Below are 22,719 nucleotides of genomic sequence, written 5' to 3'. Positions count from 1 at the left end.
TCACACGGGAGAAAGCGGCGCGGTCATGGCCGCAACAGCAGGGCCGCGCCGCTGAACAGCGCCGCGAACAGCGCGACGCGAAAGAGGCCGGGATGCCAGACATAGCGATAGACGCCGAGCCGCGCGAACGCGAGATCGACGATCACGAACAGCAGCACGCAGGCCGCGAGGATCGGCAGCAGGCCCGGCATGAGCAGCGAAAACCACTCAATTTCGCGCGGCATCGCGGGCTCCTTGCGCGGTTGGCGTGGCGGGCGAGTCATTCGCGGCAGTCGCTTCGGCAACGTAGCCGCCGCCGAGCGCGCGCATCAACTGCGCCCACGCGTCGAGCCGCTGCGCCTGCACCAGCGCGAGACTTTGCTCCTGCACCAGTTGCGCGTTCTGCGCGGCGAGCACGTTGAGAAATTCGCTGATGCCGCTGCGATAGCCTTCGTCGGCGAGACGATAAGCCGTGCGCGCGGCGTCGAGCGTCGCTTCGGTGCTGGCCTGCTGCTCGTCGAGCGCGCGCAGCGAGATGGCCTGGGCGGCGACGTCGCGCATCGCGTCGATGACCGTGCGGTTGTACGCGTCCACGGCGGCGTCGCGCGAGGACACCGCCACGCCGTACTGGCCGCGCCGCCGTCCGCCGTCGAAGATCGGCAGCGAGATCGCCGCGCCCACGCCGTGCCCGACGCCGTCGCTGTTGACGAAGTTGAAGAAGCCGCCGAAGGTCGCCGCCGAGCCGAGCGAAGCCGTCGCGAGCAGGTTGATGTCGGGATAGAAGTCGGCGTGCGCGGCGTCGATGCCTTGCTCCGACGCGAGTACGCGCCAGCGCGCCGCCACGACATCCGCGCGATGGCCGACCAGTTCCGCGGGCAAGGCGGGCGGCAGCGCGAGCGGCACGCTGAGCGCGAGCGTGGGCCGCGCGAGCGCGTCGCCATAACCGGGGCCCTGGCCCGCGAGCGCCGCAATCGCGAGGCGATCCAGCGCGATCTGCTGCTGCGCGCGTTGCAGGCGCGTCGCGCTCGTCGAGAGCTGCGTCTGCGCCTGAGCCGCTTCGAGGCGGCTGCCGATGCCCGCGTGCCAGCGCTGCGTGGCGATGTCGAAGGTGCGGCGCTGCTGGTTTTGAATCGCCGCATAGGCGTCGGCGAGCGCGTAGTCGAGCGAGAGCTGCACGTAGGCGCGCACGACGCCGGTCTGCAATTCGACTTCGGCGAAGCGCGCGTCGGCGGCGCTCGCGTGCAGACGATCGAGCGCGCCTTCGCGGATCGCGCGCTGCTTGCCCCACAGGTCGAGGTCGTAGGTCAGCGTCGCGCCGATGCTGTTGCTCCACACCGTCGTGCCGCCGGGCGGCGCGGGCGTGGTGTAGCGCGCGTAGCGGCGGCGCTCGAACTCGCCGTCCACGTTGGCTTGCGGCCAGGCGCTCGCGCCCGCGATCTCGGTCTGGAAGCGCGCGGCGTCCACGCGCGCCGCGAAGGCCTGGAGGTCGGGATTGCCCGCCGTGGCGTCGGCGACCACGCGCTCTAGCTGCGCGTCGTGCCATTGCCGCCACCAGTCGCCGCGCGGCCATTGCGCGTCGGCTTGCGTCGCGCGCAAGGCGGCGCCGGGATCGAGCGAGGCGGCGTCGAGCATCGACGCTTTCTTGTGGATGCCGCCGCTGTCGATGCAGGCGCTCAGCAGGACGGCGGCGGCCGTCGCGGTTGTGAGTGCGAGCACGCGGCCTGGCAATCCACGATGCGAGTGACGATCCAGGCCACGAAGCCAGCGTCGAAACGAGAAAAAGGCGCGCGCGCTCATGCCATGCGCTCCGTGCGGGTCCAGAGCGCGAGCGTGGAGTCGCGCAGGGCGAAGTCGGTGAAATGGAGCAGGGCGTGCATGCGGCAGCGAACGAGGGCGTCGGGACCGACGGGCGCGTCGGCGGCGGGCTCGATGCCGGGCGGCAGCGCGGCGAGCGCCGCCTGCGTGGCGGTCTGTGCGCGATCGGCGTTGTCGGGCGTCGGCGTATCGAACAGATCGGCGAGTGCGTCGAGCCACGTTTGCAAACGCGCCGTCCACGCGGCGGGCAGCGTGTCGCCGAGCCGCTGCGTGTCGAGACGCATCAGGATCATCGCGCGGCCCGCTTCGAGCACCGCGAACGCCCACGCGATCATGCGCTCGCGATCGACGCGCGGATCGGCGGGCGCGCCCGCGATCTGCACGATGCAGTCGCGCAGCTTGCGCTCGAAGTCGTAGAGCAGATCGTCGTCGAGTTCGCCGTCGCGCGCGTCGTCCGCGACCAGCGCGCGCACATCCGCGAGATAGCGGCGCGCGATCCATTCGCCCGCGCGCGGCGCGAGCACGGAGAAGGCCACGGCGGCGGTGGCGATGCCGCTCAGCAGCGCGAAGCCGGTGTCGAGATACGCGCTCGGGTTATAGACGGCCGGATTCGAAATACCGACGATAAAGCAGAAGTAGATATTGAAGCCGAGCCCGAGCACGGCCGTTTTCGGGAACGTGTTCACGTAGGCGCCGACCATCACGAACAGCGCGATGACCGCCGCGAGCAGCGCGAAGGTGCCGAGCGACGGCAGCACGAAGAAGCTGAACGCGAAGCCCGCGAGCCAGCCCGCGAGGCAGCCCGTGAAGATCTGCCACGCGGCCGTGGGCGGGTCCGGCACGAGCGCGAACAGCGTGCTCGTGATCGCCACCGCGACGATCGCGGTCGATCCGCCCACCCAGCCCGAGGCGATCCACACGGCGGCGACGAGCAGCACCGCGAGCGCCGCGCGCACGCCCGCGATCAGCGCGGCCGTGCGGTTGCCGACCACGCGCTGGCGTGCGATGCGGCCGATGGCTTGCAGCACCGAGACGGTCCACGGCTGGCGGTCGGCCGCGCGCGCTTCGAGATAACGGCGGCACAGCAGGCGCAGATCGTCGGTCATGAACAGCAGCGCCGCGCCCGTGCTCTCGACGAACTGGCGTTGCGCGAGCGGTAGATCGTCGAGCGCGCGAAGCTGTGCGGCGATGCGCGCGGGCAGCGCCGTTTCGAAGGCGTCGAGACGCGGCAGCAGGGCGGCCACGGCGTCGTCGGCGATGCCGGGCGGGGAGGCGGTGGCGGTGTCGGGCAGCAGCGCGAGCGTCGCGTCGGTCAGCGCGGCGATGGCCGCTTGCGCGCGCGGATGCGCGTCGGCGCTCGCGTGCGTCTTGACGCGCTGGAGCGCGTAGAGCCACGTGACGGTGTCGAGAAAACCGCGGTCGAGATCGAGAAAGACGGACTGGCGCAGCCGCATCGACGGATCTTCGAACAGCGCGCCGGTGCGCAGCAATTCCACGTTCGCGCGCTCTCCGATCAGCGCGAGTAGCGTGCTGGTTTGTGCACCGGCCTGTGCGCCGCTTTGCGCCGTCGCGGCATTGCGCGCGAGCGTCGCGCGCAGCACGCCGAGCAGATGCGTGAAGCTCGCGCGGCTCGCCGCATAGAGCGCGGGCGCGACGGCGCGCGGCAGCACGACGGTGCTCACCACGCTCGCGCTCAGCACGCCGATCGCGACTTCGCTGATCGTGTGGATCACGTTGTCGAACACGCCGTAGGGATTCGCGAGCGCGGGCATCGCCGTGATCGCCGTGGAAAAGCCGGCGAGCACGAGTCCGTACGACTGGAAATTGCGGAAGTACGCCGAGCAGAACGCGCACAGCCCGATCCACGCCGCGAGCGCGAGAAAGAACGGCAACGGCTGCTGCGAGAACAGCGCGATCAGCACGAGGCCCGCGAGACTGCCGCCCACCATGCCGAGCCCGCGATACACGCCGCGCGCGATCACGATGCCGCTTTGCTGATGCATCATCACGATCACGCACGACAGCATGGCGGTGGCGGGCGAGCGCAGTTCGAGGCGCATGCACAGGCCCATCGCGAGCGCGACCGCGAGGCCGACCTTGGCGATGTGCAACAGGCGCGGCGCGTCGTCTCGCCAGTAAGCGAGCCATTCGTCGCGCAGGCGCGTCGGCGTGGCGCTGGCGGGCGTCACGTTCATGGGTGTCCTTGTCGAGATGAGTCTGTGCGGCGCGCGCGAGCGGGGCCGATCCGCGTCGGCCGGTGCAGGCGCGCGGCATAGGATTGCACAGAGAAAAAACGCGTGCGCTTAAGCGCAGTGGTATCCGCGCCACGCGTGGACGACGCGTCAGCGAGCAGGCGTCTTGCGGCTCGGTGGAAACACGTTCGCGCTCAGAAAATCGACCAGCGCGCGCACTTTCGGCGACGGATGTTTGCTAGCGGGCCACAGCACATGGACGACGCCCGGACGCGCCAGATGCGAAGTGAGCACCGCGCGCAGGCGCCCATCGGCGAGCGGCGCACGGATCGAAAAGTCGGGCAGGTAGGCCACGCCGCGTCCTTCGAGCGCGAAACACACGCGCGTTTCGATGTTATTGCAGATCATCGAGACCGGCAGCGCGAGTTCGGGCTCGTCCTCATCGCGGCGCAGCGCCCAGGATTCGAGCCGCCCCGTGCTCGGATAGCGGTAGTGCAGACAGGTATGGTCGAGCAGATCGGCGGGCGCTTTCGGCGTGCCGCGCCGTTCGAAATAGTCGGGCGAACCCACCACGCACCAGCGGAACGTGCCGAGCTTGCGGGCCGCGAGCCGCGAATCGCCAGGCTCGCCGATGCGCACGACGGCATCGAAGCCTTCGTCGATCACGTCGACGACGCGGTCGGTGAAATCGAGATCCAGTTCGATTTGCGGATAGGCCTGCATGAAGTCGCTGAGCACCGGCAGCATCAGCGCGCTGACGAGCGGCAGGCTCACGCGCAGACGCCCGCGCGGCGCCGAGGTCGCCTGCGAAATTTCCATCTGCGCCGCCTCGATTTCGGCGAGGATGCGGCGGCTGCGTTCGAGAAATAGCGCGCCTTCCGACGTCAGCGTGATGCTGCGCGTGCTGCGATGAAAGAGCCGCACGCCGAGCTTGTCCTCGAGCCGCGCGACGCTCTTGCCGATCGCCGAAGCCGATACGCCCAGCACACGTCCCGCCGCCACGAAACTGCGCGTTTCGGCGACCTGCACGAACACCACGAAGCCATTCAGACTTTCCACGCCACGTCTCCATTGCGGACACCGATGTCCGCATAACGCGGAACTCTACCCCACTTTTTCTTCAATCGCCGGCTCACTATCGTGGAGGGTGTGGACTTTCAACGAGGCATTCAACGAGGCTGAACCGATGACGATTTCCGTACTTTCCGCGCACCCGGACGCTGCTTCGGCGCAGTTGTCCGCGCGCGTTCACGAGGTGGTCCGGCGCGCGCTCGATGAGCGGCGGTTGGTGGGCGCGGTCGTGCTCGTCGCGCAGGGCGGCGAACTGATTCATGGCGAGGCCGCGGGGCTGGCCGATCGCGAACGCGCGCGGCCGATGCGCGTGGACACGCTGTTCCGGCTCGCGTCGGTCAGCAAGCCGATCGTATCGACGGCGGCGATGGTGCTGGCCGCGCGAGGCGCGCTCGATCTCGATGCGGCCATCGAGCGTTGGCTGCCCGAGTTTCGTCCGCGTCTGGCCGTTGGCCGTGCGGCCCGCATCACGGCGCGGCAGTTGCTCAGTCATACGGCGGGACTCGGCTACCGTTTCCTGGAAGCCGATGACGATGGCCCGTATGCGCGCGCGGGCGTCTCGGACGGCATGGACGCATCCGGCATCGATCTCGCGGAAAACCTGCGCCGCCTCGCGAGCGTGCCTTTGCTGTACGAACCGGGCACGGCGTGGGGCTACTCGCTGGCCGTCGACGTGCTCGGCGCACTGATCGAGCGCGTGCACGGCGCGCCGCTCGACGCCGCCGTGCGCGATCTCGTGACCGGACCGCTCTGCATGACGGAGACGGGCTTCTTCGTGAGCGATGCCGCGCGCCTCGCGACGCCCTACGTCAACGCTGCCAGCGACGATGCCGCGCCGTGCCCGCTGCGCGAAGGCGACCTCGTTGCGCCGTTCGAAGGCACGGTCGGCATCCGCTTCAGCCCGGCGCGCGTGTTCGACCGCGAGGCGTTCGCGTCGGGCGGCGCAGGCATGGCGGGCACAGCCGGGGACGTGCTGCGTCTGCTCGACACGCTGCGCGCGGGCGGCGGCGCTTTGCTGCCCGCCGAATCGGTCACGCTGATGGGCCGCGACCAGACTGGCGGATGCGAGCCGCCCGACGCACCGGGCTTCGGCTTCGGACTCGGCTTCTCCGTGTTGCGCGACCGCGTGCGCGCCGCCTCGCCCGAATCGAACGGCACCTGGCGCTGGGGCGGCGCATACGGCCATTCGTGGTTCGTGGACCCGGCGCGGGCACTCAGCGTCGTCGCGCTGACGAACACGCTGTACGAGGGCATGTCGGGCCGCTTCGTCGGCGATTTGCGCGACGCCGTCTACGGCGCCGGGGAGGCATGACGATGACTCGCGCCCTCGACGAACGTATCGAACGTATCAAGCCTGGCGAACGTCTGCCGCTCGCGAAACTGCTGCCGCTTGCGCTCGCGGCCTTCGTCACGATCCTGACCGAGGCCTTGCCCGCCGGATTGCTCGCGCAGATGTCGGCGGGGCTCGGCATATCGCAGGCCGCGGTCGGTCAGACCGTAACGGCGTATGCGGCCGGATCGTTGCTGGCGGCGATTCCGCTGGTGATCCTGACGCAGCGGCTGAGGCGGCGTCCGCTGCTGCTCGCGGCGATCGCGGGCTTCGTCGTCACGAACGCGCTCACCGCGCTCTCGGCCAGCTACGCGCTGACGATGGCGGCGCGCTTCATTGCGGGGGTGTCGGCGGGGCTGATCTGGGCGCTGCTCGCGGGCTACGCGGCGCGCATGGTGCCCGAGCATCGCAAGGGCGCGGCGATTGCGGTGGCGATGGCGGGCACGCCGCTCGCGCTGTCGCTGGGCGTGCCCGCCGGAACGCTGCTCGGCACGTGGACCGGCTGGCGCGTGGCCTTCGGCGTGATGAGCGTGCTGGCGGTCATGCTGCTCGTCTGGGTGCGCGCGATCGTGCCGGATTTTGCGGGGCAGGCGCGCACGCGGCGGCCCGCGTTGCGCGCCGTGCTCAGGCTGCCGGGCGTGCGCCCCGTGCTGCTCGTCGTGCTGACGTTCGTGCTTGCGCACAATCTGCTGTACACGTATATCGCGTCGTTTCTCGCGACGGCAGGCATGAGCGAGTCGATCGATCGCGTCTTGCTGATGTTCGGTCTGGCTTCATTGTTCGGCATCCTGATTGTTGGCGTGTTGATCGACCGGTATCTGCGTGTGCTGACGCTCGCGAGCACGTTCCTGTTCGCGATCGCCGTATGGATGCTCGATTTCGCCGATGGAGCGATTGCGGTTTATGCGTCGGTCGGCGTGTGGGGTCTCGCGTTCGGCGGTGCGGCGACCTTGTTCCAGACAGCGCTCGCCGATGCGGCAGGCGAGGCCATGGACGCCGCGCAAGCCGTGCTCGTGACGGTCTGGAATCTGGCCATCGCGGGCGGCGGCGTTGTCGGCGGCGTGTTGCTCGATCGTATCGGCATCGGCGCGTTTTTTCCGGTGCTGCTGGTGTTGCTGGGCGTCACGTTCGTGGTGGTGTGGTCGGCGCGAAGCAAGGGTTTCCCGGCGCGGATGGAAACCCGCGAAACGGAACTCGCGCCTGCCGAACGTTGCAGCCGATAACGCGTGCCGAGACCTAAAAAACCGGTGCGGCCTGCGTCAGCGTCGAAATGAAACGCGCGGTGCGTGCATCGCGCGGACGCGAGAACAGTTCGCGCGACGCACCGCTTTCCACCACCGCGCCGTCCTTGAGAAACACGGCATCGTGCGCGATGGACGCGGCGAGCCGCAAATCGTGCGTCGCCATCAGCATGGTCGTGCCTTCGTCGGCGAGCCGCTTGAGCACGTCCACGACTTCGGCGGACAGTTCGGGGTCGAGCGCCGAAGTCGGTTCGTCGCAGAGCAGCACTTGCGGCGAAGGCGCGAGCGCACGCGCAATGGCGACACGCTGCTGCTGTCCGCCCGAGAGCGTGCCCGGCCACGCATCGGCTTTCGCGGCGAGGCCGACTTTCTCCAGCAGCGACGCCGCGCGTTCGCGGGCGCGCGCGCGTTCCCAGCCGAGCACGGTCACGAGTCCTTCCATCACGTTCTCGATCGCGCTCATGTGCGGGAACAACTGGAAGTTCTGAAACACCATGCCGGTCTGTCTGCGCACCGCTGCGATCCGCGCCTGCGCGATGCGCTGGCCGGGCGCGAAGTCGATGCGCGCCTCGCCCACGCTCAGCGCGCCGCTATCGGGCACTTCGAGCAGATTCACGCAACGGAGCAAGGTGCTCTTGCCGCTGCCGGACGGGCCGATCAGCGCGGTGACGCTGCCCGCCTTCAGCGTGAGGTCGATGGCGTTCAGCACGCGGTGTTCGCCGAACGATTTGCCGATCTGTTCGAGCCGGATCATCAGCGCCCCGGCACAAACAAGGCGTGACGGCCGAAGCGCGCTTCGAGCCGGAACTGCGCGCGCGACAGCACGGAACTGAACGCCAGATAGATCAACGCGGCCTCGCTATAGAGAATCAGCGGTTCGTAGGTGACGGCGGCAATGCGCTGCGCGGCCTGAAAAATCTCGGGCACCGTCAACACGGCGGCGAGCGACGTGTCCTTCACGAGCGAGATGAACGAGTTCGACAGTGCGGGCAGCGCGACGCGCAGCGCCTGCGGCAGCACCACGCGGCGCAGCGCCTGCGCGCGCGTCATGTTCATCGAATAGGCGGCTTCCCACTGTCCGCGCGGAATCGATTCGATCACGCCGCGTATCACTTCGGCGTTGTACGCGCCCACGTTCAACGAAAAGCCGACGACGGCCGCCGTCAACGGATCGAGCACGATGCCGACATTCGGCAAGCCGTAGAAGATCACGAATAGCTGCACCAGCAGCGGCGAGCCGCGAAACAGCCAGATATAGAAGCGCACGGCGGCGACGGCCCAGCGCGGGCCGAACAGCCGCACGAGCGCCGCGCAGAACGCGAGCGCGATGCCGAGCGCGAACGACGCCAGCGTGAGCGGCACGGTGAAAACGAGCCCTGCGTGAAGCAGCGGCCAGAGCGATTGCCCCATCAGGTGCAGCCATGCCGGCATCGTTCAGCCCGCCTTATTGCGAAACGTCTTTGCCGAAGTACTTCTGCGAGATCTTCGCGTAGGTCCCGTCGGCCTTGATGTCGGCGAGCGCCTTGTCGACGGCCGCGACCAGCGCCGGGTTGCCCTTGCGCAGCAGCACGCCCGACTGATCGCCGGCGCTCGACGTGTCGATCGCGGCGATCTTGAGTTTCGCGTCGGGCTTGTGCTTCTGGAAATCGAGGTACGAAAGCGAGTCGTTGACCGTGGCGTCGACGCGGCCCGAAGTCAGCAGATCGATCGACTCGTTGAAGCCCTGCACGGGCACGACATCGGCGCCATGCGCGGCGGCGAGCTTGCCGAAATTGCTGGTCAGCGTATTGGCCGACTTCTTGCCTTTCAGGTCGTCGAACGAGTGGATCGTGGCGTTATCCGCGCGCACGATCAGCACGGCGTGCGTGGCGATATACGGCGACGAGAAGTCGTATTTGGCCTTGCGCGCGTCGGTGATCGACACTTCGTTGATCACGGCGTCGTAGCGATTGACGTCGAGCCCGGCGATGAGGCCGTCCCATTTGCCTTCGACGAACTGCGGCTTGACGCCCAGACGTTGCGCGATGGCGCTCGCGATGTCGACGTCGAAGCCCGTCAGCTTGCCCGTTTCGTCGTGGTACGTGAACGGCGCGTAGGTGCCTTCGGTGCCGACGCGGAACACGCCGGACGTCTTCACCTGGGCGAGATCGTCGGCGGCGAGCGCGGGGGCGGCGGCGAACGCCGGGATGAGTGCGGCGAGCAAGAGGGAGCGGAGGGCTTTCATGGTGGTGACTCGCGTGTAAGAGGTCCTGAATCATGGGCTCGATGACTGAGCCGCCCGATTCTACTGACCGCGCGTTCGACCACAAAAGCGATGATGCGCTATCCATATGCCCGCGCAGAATATGAGGGCGGAGTCGGCGCGTCCAGCACGTTTTCGCCGATTCCGCTGTGTCAGTCACATCGACGCTCAAGCGTCGTCCGGCACGAGCGCCAGCAGCCCGATCGCGCCGAGTCCCCATTGCGCCGTCGAATTGGTCGACACGCCCGGCGCTTCATCGACGTCGTAAAGCACGTTGGGCACGCGTACGCGCTCGACGACGAAGTCCTCGAACGTGCTGCCCGCTCGCCCCGCGAGGAACTGGGTCCACGCGCGATGCGCGAGCGCGCGGTCGCCGGTTTCGCTGGCCGCGTAAGCGAGCAGGCGCGCGTGACCCTGGCTCAGATTCAGCTTGCCGAGCGCCTCGCCGAGCGCGGCGCGCTGCGCGGCGGCGCTCGCCGAATAGAGCGTGCAGTACTGGAGCCAGGCCGCGCGAAACGCGGGGACGTCGAGCACGCGCAGAAGTTCTCCGCAGATCTCGGGCAGCCCGAACACGGCGCTCAGATGCGAGACCGACAACGCGCCGCCGGTGTCGCGCGCGAACGCGCCGGTGCGCAGATCCATCACGCCATAGCCCGTGAAAAAGCCGTGCGGCTGCGCGGCGATCGTCGTCATGCTGGCCGTGAGTTTGTCGCGATACGCAGTGTCGCCGGTGCGCTCCCATTCGGTGAGCCATGCGGCGGCGACCGCGCCCCAGTCGGTGCCGAACGAGACGGTCGCGTGATGTTCGCGGTCGGTCTGCGGAAACGGTTCGCCGATCTTGCGTCCCGGCAGCACGTCGCGCAGACGCTCGACGGCGTTCACCTGCGCGCGCATGAGGTCGCCGACGCGTTCGTCCGCGCTCAGATAGTAGTAGAAGCGATGATTCGCGACCGTCGACACACGCAACTGCTTCGCGCTGTCGCCCCAGTGCTGGACGTCGTGACGCGAGCCCAGCGGGCTGAACGGGCCGATATGGTGGACGTCGACTTCGCTGCCGTGGCGCGTCATCGCCTCGGCGGTGCGGAAGGCGTCCGCGCGGCCCGAATGCAGCCAGTAATGCCAGAGCCAGATGCCGCTGCTCAGCTCGCCGTTGTCCCACGCGAAGCCGCCGACGTCGTAACGCCAGACGTGGCGCGTGGTGTCGTAGGTGTGCATGACATCGCCGAAATCCCAGAAGCCGTACCACTTGCGCTGCTCGATCTGGCCGCGATAGAAGTCGTAGAGCCAGTCGAGCGCGTGCTGCGTGCGCGCGATCAGCGGCGTGTCGTCGGCACGCGGCGCGACGGGTCGCCAGTACGGATCGAATGCGCCGGCGCGATGCATCCAGGCGCGCGACGTCATCAGGCGCGGCGGCGTTTCGATGCGTTGCGCGATGGCGGCAAGCTCGGCATGCGTGGGCGTGCGCGGCAGCAGTTGCAATTCGATTTCGCTCGTCCGCGCGACGCCATACGGCGTCATGAATTGTGGTTCGTAATCCTCATAAGTGATGTCGAGCGCATCGCGCTGCAACGCGTAGCTCGTTTCGCCCATGCCGTCGTGATAGGGCCGCAGATCCATGCCGGGCGCACGGGGTGCCCAGAGCCACAACGTAACCGAGGCGGCGTTCGTGTGTGCGCCGCGAATGTCGAGTTGCGCGGGATAGCTCTGCCAGAAGTGACGGATGCCGAACGCGACGCCGCCCGCGAGTCCGCCGAGATAGCCCGTGCCTCCCGCGCGCGTGCCGCTTGCCGCGCGGATCCAGCCACAGCCGCCTTGCGTGCGCTTGTCGATCGTGAAGCCGTCGGCGTTCGGCTGGAGCAGCGTGTAGTCGCCCCACGCGGGCACGAAGCGCAGATCGTTGGCGAACACGGGGCCGAGCGCATCGGCGGGCGGCGTGGCCTCGCCCGCGAACTGCGCGGCTTCCACGGCGGCGCCGGGGCTGCGGCGCAGGCCGGTGAGCGTGCGCACGGCTTCGGCGAAGACGCCGCCGTTGTCGCCCGCGAAGCGCACGAATCGTTCGTGCGGCTCGCCGTCGAGCGGCGTGTCGAAACGCAGGCCCACGCCGCGAATGAAGGTGCGCTGCGGATCGGCGTCGTAGACGAGACTGTGGACGATGCGCAGCGCGTCCGAGCCGCGATAGAAGTAGAGGCGCAGCACGAAGGGCAGCACGGTGTCCGTGGCGTTGTTATCGCCATCGTCATCGCCATCGCGTGCATGGGTGCCCGTGAGCTTGACGACGGCGCGCGCGGGACCGCGCTGTTCGAGCGTCGCGTGCGCGATGCGGCTCGTGTAGCGCTTTCGCGCGGGGGCATGCGACTCCTCGTCGTGTTGCGCGGTGGGCGCATCGTCGGCGAGCACGATCAGCCGGCCGTCGCGCACGCTGGCCTGACCGTTGCGGCTCAGGCTTGCGAACACGCGCTCGCCCGCGAGCGGCACGGTCGCCTGCAGCGTGCCGGTATCGATCAGGATGACGTCGCCGTCGATGCGGGCGAGGGCGGTGGCGTCGGGCGCGTTGTCGTCGTCGTGCGTGTTGGCGTCTGGGTGGTTTGCGCGAGGCTCGACCACGAAGCCCGCTCGCGACGCGTCGCCGTGAGTCAGGTCCGCGAGCGCTTGCGGCGCGAGCGCATGCGCCGACCATTTGAGCGAACCGTCGGGCCAGTAGGCGAGCGGCCAGGAGTGCAGCGCGACGCGATCGCGCGAAGACGCATCGGGCGATCCGCGTGACGCGAGACGCAAGTCGAATGCGCTGCGTGCGTCGACGGCGCCGCGCGGCCACGGCACGCCCCAGGTTGCGCCGGTGAAGGCGGCGGGTGGCGAGCCGTCGAGCCAGTGCACGCGCGCTTCGCCGCCCGTGTCCGCGGCCTCATCGGAATGTGCGCCGCGTGGCGCGGGTGTGATGTCGCCCGCTTGCGCGCCGGGCGCGGCGAGCGCGCCGACCGCGAGCGAGGCGAGCTTGAAAAAGGTGCGCCGATCGAATCCGTTGCTCATGCGCGCCTCAGAACTGATAAGTGAGCGTGCCGCCGATCGTGCGCGGTTCGCCGATCCAGCCGAGCACCGAACCGTAATCGCTTTCGACGAGGCGCTGATAGTAGGTCTTGTTGAACAGATTGTTCACCCAGACCGAGGCGGTCCAGCTGCCGCGGCTGAACTTGCCGCCCGTGCCCGCCGAGAGCGCCACGAGGCCATAGCCCGGAATGCGCGTGAACGCCGAGTCGTCGACGGTGCCGTACATCCACGTGCGGTACGAATAGCGTGCGCTCACGAACGACGTGAGACCGTTGAGCGTGTGCCACGTGTAGCGCGCCGTCGCGTTGAACGTGAGCTTCGGCGCGTTGAAGACCTGGTTGCCCGTGAGATCGCAGATCGCCGTCGAGCCTGCCGGTCCGAGCGTGACCTCGGGCGGGCAGATCGCGTGGTGATAGTTGAGGTAGCGCGCGTCGTTATAGACCGCGGATGTTTGCAGCAGCAGATGATCGTCGGGCGTGTATTGCAGCGAGAATTCCGCGCCGCGCGAACGGAACGTGCCCGCGTTGACGAGATAGGTCGACTGCGTGCTGGGATCGTAGCTCTGCGTCTGGAACGCGTTCACGTAGGTGAGGAACACGTCGGCTTTCGCGTTGAGCGTGCCGCCGGCCAGCGTGCCCTTGATGCCCAGTTCCGCGCTCTTGGTGCGTTCGGGCGCGATCACGAGCGAGTCGGTGCCGGCCTTCGAAGCCGCGCCCGCCGAGACGTTCAGGCCGCCCGCCTTCTCGCCGTAAGAGAGCGCGAGGTAGCTGCTCAGATCGTTCGTGAGCAGGTATTTGAACGCGAGCGTGGCCGAGGGCAGCGTGTTGTACTGGACCAGATAGCCGGAGTTGAACGGCGCCTTGTTATAGCGGATGAACTGGCCGCCTTTCTTGTCGTAGGTGAGACGCACGCCCGCGGTGATGTCGAAGCGCGGCGTCACATGGAAGGTGCCTTGCCCGAAGCCCGACCACACTTCGTCGTGCAGCGTGCCGTAGCGGATGATGTCGAGTCCGTCGTAGGCCGTGCTGCCGTAGTAGAGGCCGGGCAGCTTGCTGTCGGCGTAACGCGTGAAGGCTTGCGTCGCTTCGTTCTCGCCCATGTAGGTCGCGCCCACGGCCCAGTCGAAATATTGGCCGTGCGGCGAATCGAGGCGGAAATCCTGCGACCACGAGCGGTCGAGAAACTGCGTGCCGCTGTTGGCGTAGACCGGCACGCTCAGGCTGTCCGCGACCGAGGGAATGTAGCTGAAGTAGCGATACGAACTCACGGAACGCAGGTTGTAGCCGTTGTCGAAGCGATAGTTCGCCTCGGCCGATCCGCCGCCCTGCACGAGGTGCATGCTGTTTTCGTCGTCGAGCGCGACGTTGTGATCGTCGCCGCCGTAGACCACGCGATTGCCGATCAGCGACGAATGCGTGAGGAAGCTGTTCACGCCGTTGACCGAATTCGACGAATAGGTCACGGGCGTGGGCGAGTCGTTTTCGTTGCTGTAGTCGGCGCTCAGGCGCAGGCTGAACTGGTTGTTCGGCTTGAACAGCAACTGGCCGCGCACGCTGTTGACCGATGTGCCGTTGAGCGTGTGGCCGTTTGCGATGTTGTTGACGTCGCCGTTGCTGTTGTTGTGCACGAAGTCGATGCGGCCCGCGAGCATGTCCGAGATCGGACCCGACAGCATGGTGTGATTGAGCACCGTGCCGCGCGAGGCGACCGAGAGGCTTTCGGAGCCGGTCAGCTTGAAGCTCGGCAGCGGCGTGTGGATGTCGATCACGCCGCCCGTCGAATTCGCGCCGAACAGCGTGCCTTGCGCGCCGCTCAGCACGTCGACGTAGTCGACGTCGGCGAGCGCGCCCGCGAGCATGCCGGGGCGCGGCAGATACACGTTGTCGAGATAGACGGCCACGCTGCTCGGCATGCCGATGTTCTGCTCGCCGCTGGTCTGGCCGCCGCCGTCGCCCACGCCTCGTATCGTGATCTGCGTGTCGGACGGATCGGTCGTCTGCACGTTCAGGCCGGGCACGAGTTGCTGAAGATCGGCGAGCGAGGTGATGTGCTGCTGGTCCAGCTCGCGGCCCGTCACGCGGTAGCTCGACGTGGGCACGCGCTGCGGATCGTCGCGGCGCGTGCGTGTGGCGCTCACGGTCACGGTGCCCAGTTGCGTGGTGGTCGTCTCGGCGGCGGCGGGCGGGGGAACCGGCCGCTTCGGCCGGTCAGCTTTTGGGCGCGCGTCCTCCGTGGCGGTGGCGGCGGCCGCCGCGCGGCGCACGGCGAGCGCGTGGCTGTCCGTCGTCACGACTTCGAGCCCGGTGCCCTTGAGCGCCTGGGCGATCGCGCCTTGCGCGGTGAGGTCGCCGCTCACGGGCGCGGCCTGCACGTGTGCGACGAGTTGCGGATCGTAGCTGAGCGGCACACCGCTTTGCGCGGCGATCGAAAGCAGCGTGCGGTTGAGCGGCTGCGCCGCGAGATGGAAGCTGTGCGTGGCGGCGTCTTGTGCGAGGGCTGCGCCCGTCGCGAGAAAAAGCGCGGCCGAAAGCGTGGCCGAAAGCGCGCTGATGGCGCTCGCCGGGCGGCGCGCGGCGGACTGCGGCGCCGGGGTACGGGGTCGTTTCACGTTATGCCTGTCGTTATGTCGATGATCGAAGCGTTCGGGCTGCGCGGCATGCCGATGCGCGGGGGAACGGTGGGCATGTGCAACGAGCATCGAAAAGCGTCAGCGGGCGTGCGCCGTTTGCAGCGATTTTTTTGTGTGGCGCTCCGAATCATTTATGCAATGCGCAGCAGCGCGCGCGTCATATCGATTCGAGAAACCGTGCTTTGGACGGCCGCGCCGGCAACTTTAGAATCGCCGCTCCAGCCTCAGCCCATCTTGCCTGCTCACGCGTTGCGCGCAACGCGTTCAGCCCGACCGTCATGGCGATCCAATCCCAAAGCCTGTCCGCCGGCCGCGCCGCCGACGCCGAGGCGCTCACGAATCCGGCGCGCCAACGCTTCCTGTCCGACGAGTTTCGCCATAGCTACGGCTGGCTCACGGGCTGCATGCATCGTCTCGTCGGTTCGAGCAGCGACGCCGAGGATCTGGCCGCGAGCGCCTTTACCGAACTCGCCGCGCATCCCGACGTGAGCGCGATTCGCCAGCCGCGCGCCTTGCTCACGACCATCGCGCGCCGCCTGACGTTCGAGCATTGGCGCCGACGCGATATCGAACGCGCGTATCTCGCGCGCCTCGCGCTCGCACCGGAGCCGGTCGCGCCCGCGCCCGAGGTGGCGCTCGAAGCCGTGCAGGAAATCCTGCTGATCGACGCGGCCTTGCAGCAGTTGTCCGCGCGGGCGCGCGAGGCGTTCATCCTGAGCCAGTTCGAAGACATGAAATACGCGGATATCGCCGCGCGGCTCGGGGTTTCCGTGAGCATGGTGCGCAAGTACGTGGCGCAGGCGCTCGTGCTCTGTTGCGAGGCGGCATGACGGCGGCGCGCGTGATGCAGGGTCGCGAGGCGGGCAGTGCACGCAGCGCCATCGAATGGGAAGTGCGCCTGCGCGAAGGCGAACTCGATGCACGCGAACTCGCCGCGTTCGAAGCCTGGCATCGCGAGGAGGCGAATGGCCGCGCGTGGGCGGCATTGCAGGCGCGGCTCACGCGCATGCGGCCCGGCGGCGCGGCTGAACGCGCGGCGGCGGCCGAGGCGCTGCGGGTGCCGTCGGCGCAGCGCCGCAAGCTGCTGCGCGCGGGCTTCGGCGGCCTCGCGCTGGCGTTCGCGGGCGTTGCGTTGCGCGAGGGCGTGCACCGGCTCGGGCTCGACGCCGACTGGCAGAGCGCCATCGGCGAGCGGCGCACCGTGAGTCTCGCGGACGGCTCGCGCATGACGATCGACGCGGGCAGCCGCGTCTATCGTGCCGATCGCGGCGCGGCGGGCGGCGACCGCGTGCTGCGCGTCTCGGCGGGGCAGGTGCTCGTGAGCATGCGGCCCTCGCACGCGGGCCTCGTGCGCAGCATCGAAACCGAGCATGGCGCGGTGCGCAGCGAGGGCGGCGTGCTCAACGTCGGGCGCATCTATCGGCATAGCGTGGTGTCGGTCGGCAAGGGCGAGGCCGTTATCGTGCAGCCGGGCCGCGCGGCGCTGCGTGTGGCGGCGGGCGAGAGCTTCGCGTTTTCGGCGGACGGCGCGCGCCGTCTCGCGCAGCCCTTCGATCTGGTGAGCGCGTGGACGCGCGGCATCTTCGTCGCCGACAATCTCTCGCTCGATGCGCTCGTCGATGTCTTCAACCGTTATGAACCGGGCGTGATCCGCGTGACGGGCGGGGCGCGCGAGGTGCGCGTGAGCGGCGTGTTCCTGCTCGACGACATTCCGCGTGCGCTCACGCAGGTCGCGGAGAGCGCGCCGGTCGATCTCACGCGCGTGGGCCGCTATGTGAGCGTGTTCAGCTAGCGATTTTTTGTCGCGCGCGCTGACGCTTCGCGCGTTTCGTTGCACAAGGTGGGCAGGAGCCGCTCGCGCGGCTGTCCCGACAACCGATGCAACGTGACGGAACCCTCGACGTGCGCCGATCTCTCTTCGCCATGCGCGTGCTGCCAGCCGCGCTGACACTGCTTGCGGCCCTGCCGCTTCATGCCGCGCCGCGCACGATCTTTCGCGACGACTTCGCGTCGTTCGACGCGCGGCGCTGGATCGTCGAGGCCGAGCCTGCGTCGGATTCCGCGCCATCGGCGAAAGCGAGCGTTCGCTCGCATTTGCATCCGCCGCCCGTTTACACCGACAAACACGCGCTCGTGCTCGACAGCGCGCGCGGCCTGACCGTGTGGCTCGACCGCTGGCTCACGGGCCACTACGAGATCGCCTACACGCGCACCGTGCTCGATGCGGGCGGCCCGCACGACCGCGTCTCCGACCTGAACCAGTTCTGGCTGGCGAGCGCGCGTGGCTCGAACGGGCGCATCGCGCCGTTCGGCGGCTCGGGACGCTTCGAGGATTACGACGCGCTCGATCTGTTCTACGCGGGCGTCGGCGGCAACGGCAATACCACGACGCGTTTTCGCCATTACGACGGCACGAGCGCGCGTCCCTTGCTCGCGCAATACACGTCGCCGTCGCGGCTGCTGCGCGCGAATCACGCGTACCGCGTGCGCATCGTGGTCGACGGGCGCGGCACGCGTTTCTATCTCGACGGCAAGCCGTATTTCGCGGCCTCGCCGCCGCTGCCCGAAGCGGGCTGGTTCGGCTTTCGCTCGACGGCCTCGCGCCAGACCATCCGCGATTTCACCATCCGCGCGCTGCCTTGACGCCTTGACGCCTTGAGCGCGCCGCGCCCAGCCACTGAACTTCACTCTTCGAAGCCGATGACGAGATTCCCGCTTTCTTTCCGCCCACGTAGCGCAAGCCTGCGCTTTTCCCCGCTGTTCGCCGCGCTCGCGCTGTGCGCCGCGACGGCGCACGCCGCCGACGCGCCCGTCACCGTGAGCGAGGACGCCAGCACGTTCACGCTCGACAACGGCATCGTGCAGATCCGCGTCGAACGCGACGACGGCTACCTCGCCTCGATCCGTCAACATGACGCCACGGGCTGGCACGACCTCGGCGTGACCGCGCAGCGCGCGGCCTACGAGGCGCATGGCGACGACTTCGAGAACGATCCCGAGAAGGCGATGTACTGGGACGCGAACGCCGATGTCGCGGTCGTGCCGCCCGGTTACAAGGAAGAGAAGAAGGGCTACTTCCGCATGCGGCCGGGCGAGGCACGCGTGAGCGTGGTCGCCGATACGCCCGAGCGTGCCGAAATCAGCGTGCGTTCGCGCCCGACGCCTGTGTTCCCGTTCGATATCGACGTGCGCTACACGCTGCTGCGCGGTCACAGCGGCTTTTACGCACAGGCCGAAGTGCATCACGGCGCGGATCAACCGGCGGCGACGTTCTATCAGAACCGCTTCGTCGTGAAGACGGTGATGGACGGCACCTTCGATCACTGGGCCGTGGGCGACGGCAAATTCGTGCCGATTCCGCAGGGCTCGATCAGCCGCGAACTCAGCGACGCGACCTTCCAGCTCGACGACGGCACCATCAAGACCAAGTACATGAATTCCGTGTTCTGGTCGCAGGTGCCGGTGTACGGCTATGTGGGCGCGCAGCGCGGTCTGTGGATGATCGAGGCGAGTCCCGAGTATCACAACGGCGGCCCGGTCAAGCAGGGGCAGACGCTGCACGACAACGTGCTGCTGCGCGTATTGCAGTCGGTGCATTTCGGCGCGTCGCCGGTCGTGCTCAAGGACGGCGAGGACTGGCGCAAGGTCTACGGGCCGTTCCTCGTCTACACCAATCGCGCCGACGGTCCCGCCGCGCTCTGGGCCGACGCCGAACGCGCGCACGCCCAGGAAGTGGCGGCCTGGCCATACACGTGGGTCGATTCACCCGCCTATCAGCAGGCGCGCGGCGAGGTGAGCGGCAGCGTGAATCTGGCGGGCGAAAAACCGACGCCCGCCACGCACGCGTGGGCGATTCTCTCCGACCCGGATGTGCCGTGGAGCGCGCAGAACAAGGGCTACGCATTCTGGAGCGCGCTCGACGACGCGGGCCGCTTCGATCTGCGCCACGTGATTCCGGGCGTCTACGACCTGCACGTGAGCGGCACGGATCAGCCCGAAGATCTCGTGGTGCGCCGCGTGCGCGTGAGCGCGGACCAGCGTCTCGATCTGGGCGCGATCGCGTGGCCGGCCGAAGAAAAGGGCGAGCGTCTATGGCAGATCGGCCGCTTCGACCGCTCGGCCGCCGAATTCCGCAACGGCGACGACGCGCGCAACTATCAGATGTTCCGCCGCTATGCGCAGCAATTTCCGCACGACGTCGATTTCACGATCGGCAAGAGCGACGCGGCGCGCGACTGGAATTACGCGCAATGGACCGTCTACGCCGCGCGTCCCGACTGGCGCATTCACTTCGCGCTCGATCGCGCGCGCACGGGCAAGGCCACGCTGACGATCGGCTTTGCCTCGGCGCAGCCCGCTCAGGGCAAAACGCTCACCGATCTGCGCGTGGCCGTCAACGGCACCGAAGTCGCGCAAATCCGGCTGCCCAAGACGGGGACGGCGGGCTATCGCGGCAGCGCGCAGGATTCGCCGTATAACGTGCGCGCGATCGTGTTCGACGCGGCGCTGCTGAAGGCGGGCGAGAACACGGTGAGCCTCTTTCACGCCGATGGCGTGCCGTATGCGCGGTTCACGCTCGCGGGCAGCGATCAGCGCGTGCCTGCCAACACGACGCCGGGCCAGGTGATGTACGACGCGCTGCGGCTCGACGTCGATAGCGGCGGCGCCGCGACGCGCCAGTCGTCATTCAATGCCAGAACAGCGCAATCAGAATGATGATCGGAATCGGCACACCGAGCAGATAAAGAAGAATCGAGCGCATGTCAGTCTCCTGGCGTTTCGAAAAAGTAGGTCGTCGCGATGCCGTTGCCGGTCGTCACCATTCACGCAGGCGGGCGCCGACCGTCGCCATCAGACTGGCGACGAACGCGCCCAGCAGCAGCGAAACGAACAGCCACAGCGTGACGTGGATGGTGGCCTTGCGCGCCGCATCGGCGGCCGCGCGCGCGGCGTTGTCGAGCTGGCTCGCCTTGTCCTGCAAGCGCGCCCAGGTCGTCGTCACGCGGGCGCGCGCATCGGCGGGCGCGAGGCCCGTGCGTTGCGCGACGATGGCCGCGACGTAGTCGCTGTCCTCGGGCGAGAGCGCGCCCTTCGCGGGCAGGCTGTTGAGGAAAATGCGCGCGATTTCCTGTTTTTGCTCGACGTTAGTGAGCGCGGCATCGGCGCTTTGCGCGGGGTTTTGTGTGGACGATGAAGGCGCACCCGCAACAGGACGAAGCAAGCCGTCGATCATGTAACCCATCGGCCAGCTTCGATACGCGGCGAGTGCATTGCCGCGATCGAGCGTCGACAATCCGCTCGCGAGCGGCGCGCCGCCCGATGCGCTTTCGTGCGCCGCCGCCACGCTCACGCCTTCGCGCGCGAGGCCCGAGAGCGCCGATGTGAGCGCGAACGCGGTCAGCAAGGTGGCGAGCGCCCAGGCGAGGAAGCCGTGCGCGGTATCGCGAAAGTGGGTTTCGTCGACGCCAACGCCGGGCCAATGCCGCCGCAGGCGTCCCGCGAGATAGCCGCCCAGACCCGCCGACAGGATCTGCGTGACGCAGATCCACACGATGGCGGCGAAGCCGAAGGCTTTCGCGTGCGCGCCGCTGCCCGGCCACGGCGACAGCGACGACAACCCGAGCCCGGTGCCGAGCATGAGCAGGATCAGCGCGAACGCGGCCATCGCGACGGCGCCCGCCACGACGGCGGACCACGAAACGGCGGAGCGTCCGCGTATGCCGTCGCGTGTTGCGAGTTCGTCGCGCACTTCGGTGGCTTGCACGGCGCGCTCGGCGGCGAATCGCGCATCCAGTCGGCCTGTTTCGTCCATGACGCCTCCCCTGTCCGGTTGGAGCGTGGCGCCGGGCGAGGTACCCGGCACCGCGCGTGTCGCTGACCGGTCAGCAGAAAGCGTGCCGCGGGATCTGGGGTGCGAAATGACTGCGCGAAATACACGGCTTCAAACTGGTCGTGCTTGCATTCCGATTCTTCTGAAGAGTTGGACAACGTCCATCGCGGAAACAGACCGTGTGTCGCGTGTTCGCATCAGATTTCACCCGCCGCAATAAACCGCCGCTCGCGCATCCATTTCGTGGCGACCCATTTTTCTCCGCGCAGCACTTGCGCGGCGGCGTGGCGCGTTTTGCCATCGAGTTGGCCGTTGCCGTCGCAATACTCGAAATAGACGGCATTGCCCTTGCGCGGCACGACCGATAAACCGATTTCCGGGAATATGGTTTCGCCGCCCGATTCGACATCGTTCAAATAGATCACGAGCGTGCTGACGCGCTGGCCGCTGCGCGCAATCGACGCCTGATTGGCCGCATTCGACGGAATCAGAAAATCGAAATGCGGACGGCTTTGCGCACCGGGCGCGTAATTCAGGACTTGCAGCCCTTCGCCATTTTCCATCGGCATCTGCATGAGCGCCGATACGCGCTTGTCGATCATCGCGAGCCAGGGCGTTTCCGCCAGACGGAAAAACATGCCGAGGCTGCTGCGATCCGCCGATGTAATGGCCTCGCCCGTGCGCGGATCGACGATCGTCGATGGCGTGAGACGCGGCCGCGCGGCATCGATCAGCGCATCGCATTCGGCGTGGCTCAGCACGCCTTCGAGCACGGCAATGAGCGGTTGCTCGATACGCGACAACACGCGGATCTCGCGGTCGCCGCCCGATAGCACCGATGCGCGCGGCAGGCGTCCCGCGTCGTGAACTGCGCGAACGGCCTGAGCGGGCGCTTCGCGTTCAACCGTGATTTGCCCTTCGGGAATCGGCAAGCCTTCGCGCAGCACGCGCGCGAATGCGAGCACGAGTTCGCGCGCCATCTGCGGATCGAACTGACGCGAGGCGAGCGCCTGCACGAGCGCATCGGGATCGGCGCCGCGACGCAAGGCATCGAGAATCCAGTCGCGCAACTCGGCGGAGAAGTGCAGCGTGGCGAGCTGCCGTGGCGATGCGGTAGGTTCGGGCGATGAATGCGACGACGAACGGGCGGAAGCGGTCGGCGAAATAACGTTCATGGTGAATGGGCGAATGCGCGTGGTTTGCCGATGCATGTGACGCTGCACTCAGCGCGCGGGGTCGCAACGGGGCTGCAACGGGGCTGCAAGTATCGCTTCCTTGCAGTTGTATTCGCAACCAGTTTCGATGTCATTTCATCTTTTTCGGTACGCGAAAGCTATATCGAATG

17 protein-coding genes are annotated in these 22,719 nt (G+C 68.0%); 6 read left to right on the top strand and 11 right to left on the bottom strand.

Annotated features, from left to right (window positions below; all coding sequences use genetic code 11):
* Nucleotides 1-23: 23 nt before the first annotated feature.
* The 4 genes from U4Y88_RS12280 to U4Y88_RS12265 form a co-directional block, all read right to left on the bottom strand.
* Nucleotides 24-224 (bottom strand): DUF1656 domain-containing protein, encoded by a 201-nt coding sequence (locus tag U4Y88_RS12280; protein WP_224013467.1) that lies wholly within the window; start codon nt 222-224, stop codon nt 24-26.
* Complete coding sequence (locus U4Y88_RS12275) at nt 208-1,695, bottom strand: efflux transporter outer membrane subunit (RefSeq protein ID WP_321784177.1); 1,488 nt, start codon at nt 1,693-1,695, stop codon at nt 208-210. The genes U4Y88_RS12280 and U4Y88_RS12275 overlap by 17 nt, the downstream gene beginning before the upstream one ends.
* Nucleotides 1,696-1,772: 77 nt before the next feature.
* Complete coding sequence (locus tag U4Y88_RS12270) at nt 1,773-3,989, bottom strand: FUSC family protein (protein ID WP_321784175.1); 2,217 nt, start codon at nt 3,987-3,989, stop codon at nt 1,773-1,775.
* Nucleotides 3,990-4,136: 147 nt separating this feature from the next.
* Complete coding sequence (locus U4Y88_RS12265; protein ID WP_224013464.1) at nt 4,137-5,045, bottom strand: LysR family transcriptional regulator; 909 nt, start codon at nt 5,043-5,045, stop codon at nt 4,137-4,139.
* 127 nt (nt 5,046-5,172) lie between these two features.
* Between U4Y88_RS12265 and U4Y88_RS12260 the strand changes: the two genes are divergently transcribed.
* Both U4Y88_RS12260 and U4Y88_RS12255 read left to right on the top strand, forming a co-directional pair.
* Entirely contained in the window at nt 5,173-6,369 is a 1,197-nt protein-coding gene (locus U4Y88_RS12260) for a serine hydrolase domain-containing protein (RefSeq protein WP_321784173.1), read from the top strand.
* 2 nt (nt 6,370-6,371) lie between these two features.
* Nucleotides 6,372-7,610, top strand: a complete 1,239-nt coding sequence (locus U4Y88_RS12255) for an MFS transporter (RefSeq protein ID WP_321784171.1) — start codon at nt 6,372-6,374, stop codon at nt 7,608-7,610.
* A gap of 13 nt (nt 7,611-7,623) precedes the next feature.
* Here U4Y88_RS12255 and U4Y88_RS12250 read toward each other — a convergent pair whose 3' ends face one another.
* The 5 genes from U4Y88_RS12250 to U4Y88_RS12230 all read right to left on the bottom strand — a co-directional run bounded on the left by U4Y88_RS12250 (nt 7,624) and on the right by U4Y88_RS12230 (nt 15,523).
* On the bottom strand, nt 7,624-8,382 hold the full coding sequence (locus tag U4Y88_RS12250) for an amino acid ABC transporter ATP-binding protein (RefSeq protein ID WP_321784169.1): 759 nt from the start codon (nt 8,380-8,382) through the stop codon (nt 7,624-7,626).
* A complete protein-coding gene (locus tag U4Y88_RS12245; protein ID WP_224013461.1) occupies nt 8,382-9,059 on the bottom strand; it encodes an amino acid ABC transporter permease in 678 nt (225 codons plus the stop codon). Before U4Y88_RS12245 ends, U4Y88_RS12250 begins: the two co-directional genes overlap by 1 nt.
* A gap of 13 nt (nt 9,060-9,072) precedes the next feature.
* Nucleotides 9,073-9,852: an amino acid ABC transporter substrate-binding protein gene (locus U4Y88_RS12240; protein ID WP_310631657.1), complete on the bottom strand. Its 780-nt coding sequence runs from the start codon at nt 9,850-9,852 to the stop codon at nt 9,073-9,075.
* A 186-nt stretch (nt 9,853-10,038) separates the two neighbouring features.
* Entirely contained in the window at nt 10,039-12,897 is a 2,859-nt protein-coding gene (locus U4Y88_RS12235) for a Tat pathway signal sequence domain protein (protein WP_321784167.1), read from the bottom strand.
* A gap of 7 nt (nt 12,898-12,904) precedes the next feature.
* Nucleotides 12,905-15,523, bottom strand: a complete 2,619-nt coding sequence (locus U4Y88_RS12230) for a TonB-dependent receptor (protein ID WP_321784165.1) — start codon at nt 15,521-15,523, stop codon at nt 12,905-12,907.
* Nucleotides 15,524-15,822: 299 nt separating this feature from the next.
* Between U4Y88_RS12230 and U4Y88_RS12225 the strand changes: the two genes are divergently transcribed.
* From U4Y88_RS12225 to U4Y88_RS12210, 4 genes are all read left to right on the top strand, one after another.
* Nucleotides 15,823-16,374, top strand: a complete 552-nt coding sequence (locus U4Y88_RS12225) for a sigma-70 family RNA polymerase sigma factor (RefSeq protein ID WP_224013457.1) — start codon at nt 15,823-15,825, stop codon at nt 16,372-16,374.
* Between the two features lie 14 nt (nt 16,375-16,388).
* Nucleotides 16,389-17,336, top strand: coding sequence for a FecR family protein (locus U4Y88_RS12220; protein WP_321784515.1), 948 nt, complete (start codon nt 16,389-16,391; stop codon nt 17,334-17,336).
* 110 nt (nt 17,337-17,446) lie between these two features.
* The gene (locus tag U4Y88_RS12215; RefSeq protein ID WP_321784163.1) at nt 17,447-18,187 is read left to right on the top strand and encodes a DUF6250 domain-containing protein; all 741 of its coding nucleotides are present in this window, start codon (nt 17,447-17,449) and stop codon (nt 18,185-18,187) included.
* Between the two features lie 57 nt (nt 18,188-18,244).
* A complete protein-coding gene (locus tag U4Y88_RS12210) occupies nt 18,245-20,260 on the top strand; it encodes a polysaccharide lyase family protein (protein WP_321784161.1) in 2,016 nt (671 codons plus the stop codon).
* 100 nt (nt 20,261-20,360) lie between these two features.
* Here U4Y88_RS12210 and U4Y88_RS12205 read toward each other — a convergent pair whose 3' ends face one another.
* On the bottom strand, nt 20,361-21,356 hold the full coding sequence (locus U4Y88_RS12205; RefSeq protein ID WP_321784159.1) for a hypothetical protein: 996 nt from the start codon (nt 21,354-21,356) through the stop codon (nt 20,361-20,363).
* A 215-nt stretch (nt 21,357-21,571) separates the two neighbouring features.
* Nucleotides 21,572-22,549, bottom strand: a complete 978-nt coding sequence (locus U4Y88_RS12200) for a 2OG-Fe(II) oxygenase (protein ID WP_321784157.1) — start codon at nt 22,547-22,549, stop codon at nt 21,572-21,574.
* Between the last annotated feature and the right edge of the window lie 170 nt (nt 22,550-22,719).

It is taken from the genome of Paraburkholderia sp. J94 (assembly GCF_905220285.1).
GTDB classification, from domain to species: Bacteria; Pseudomonadota; Gammaproteobacteria; order Burkholderiales; family Burkholderiaceae; genus Paraburkholderia; species Paraburkholderia tropica_A.
Note: the sequence above shows the minus strand (reverse complement) of the source record. Positions and strands in the feature narration are given on the sequence as shown.